Origin of the sequence: Shewanella sp. SG41-4 (genome assembly GCF_014164505.1) — a bacterium.
GTDB lineage: Bacteria > Pseudomonadota > Gammaproteobacteria > Enterobacterales > Shewanellaceae > Shewanella.
Map to the genome: position 1 here is coordinate 1 of NZ_JACJFI010000596.1, position 1,365 is coordinate 1,365.

The following is a 1,365-nucleotide window of genomic DNA, read 5'->3' on the forward strand; positions in this document are numbered from 1 at the left end:
CGAAGAGCAAGCCAAAACAATTATGTTTGCGGAAGTTCGCGACGAGTACGTATTTAAAACCATTGACCCAGCATTAATACCAGAAGAGAAATCAAAGCCTAAGCGAGCATTAATCTGTGTGTTAGGCACAATGCTAGGCGGTATGTTAGGTGTCATGTTGGTATTAATTAGATATTTTGTTAGAAAAGAAGATTAAAAAAGAGAGCCTATTGGGACGGTTTTCAAGAAAACAGTAAAACCTAGGCTCTACAAGGGATAGCGAAGATTAGCCTGTCTCAAAATGGATAAAAAGTGTCTCACTCCATGGTATATATCTGAGCTTTAATATTGAAAAAGCTCAATGTTGTTTAACTTTATTTTCTAAGAATACCTCCAATGTTACCTTTTGAAACCTTCAAAACAATCATCAAACATACTCCGTTAATCTCAATTGACCTGATAGTTTCTGACCAAAAAGGTCGAATTCTGCTCGGTAAACGAAATAACCGTCCAGCACAAGGGTATTGGTTTGTTCCCGGGGGGCGAATACTAAAAGGTGAATCGATGTCAGTCGCATTTAAGCGCTTAACATTGAACGAAATAGGTGTGGAATTTGAATTTGAGAATGCAAAACTTATTGGACCATTCGAACACTTTTATAAAGACAATGTGAGTGTTGAAGATTTTAGCACACATTATATTGCCCTTGGTTATCGATTAGAGGTGAATGAAAATTTATTAAAACTGCCCTCAGAACAACACGATGAATATAAGTGGATGTCAGAAGAACAAATACTTAATGACTTACATGTGCATAAGCACAGTCGATGGTATTTCAACTCTTCAGCAACATAAGTGAACGATAAAAATACAGTAATCTGAAGCAATAATTTAGGAACGAATTATGATTTTACCCGTTATTATGGCTGGCGGAAATGGCAGTCGATTATGGCCTCTTTCTCGTGAGCTTTACCCTAAACAGTTTTTAACCGTTTCAGGTGAGTTATCGATGCTTCAACAAACAGTCGCACGCTTAACCGGTATGGAACATCATGCACCATTACTTATTTGTAATGAAGAACATCGTTTTATTGCTGCAGAGCAAATTCGATTAGGTGGCTTTGCCCACAGCGGCATTATATTGGAACCCGTTGGTCGAAATACGGCCCCTGCTATAGCTTTAGCTGCTTTGCAAGCATTAAAAAATGCTGAGCAAGATGAAGACCCCATTTTATTAGTGCTTGCTGCAGATCATTTAATTGAAGATATGTCAGCATTTCAAAAATCAGTTGGTAAAGCATTACCTTTTGCTAAAGACGGTAAATTAGTCACGTTTGGCATTGTACCAACTGTTCCAGAAACGGGTTATGGCTATATTAAAGCGGG

3 protein-coding genes are annotated in these 1,365 nt (G+C 37.9%); all 3 read left to right on the forward strand.

Features of this window, described 5'->3' with window-relative positions; translation table 11 throughout:
- Positions 1-196, forward strand: a 196-nt coding sequence (locus H5202_RS22515; RefSeq protein ID WP_272490487.1) for a GNVR domain-containing protein, incomplete at its 5' end; no start/stop codon positions are given.
- 179 nt (positions 197-375) lie between these two features.
- Positions 376-834, forward strand: a complete 459-nt coding sequence (locus H5202_RS22520) for a GDP-mannose mannosyl hydrolase (protein ID WP_182773983.1) — start codon at positions 376-378, stop codon at positions 832-834.
- Between the two features lie 49 nt (positions 835-883).
- The coding region (locus H5202_RS22525) for a sugar phosphate nucleotidyltransferase (protein WP_182773984.1) at positions 884-1,365 on the forward strand (482 nt) is incomplete at its 3' end.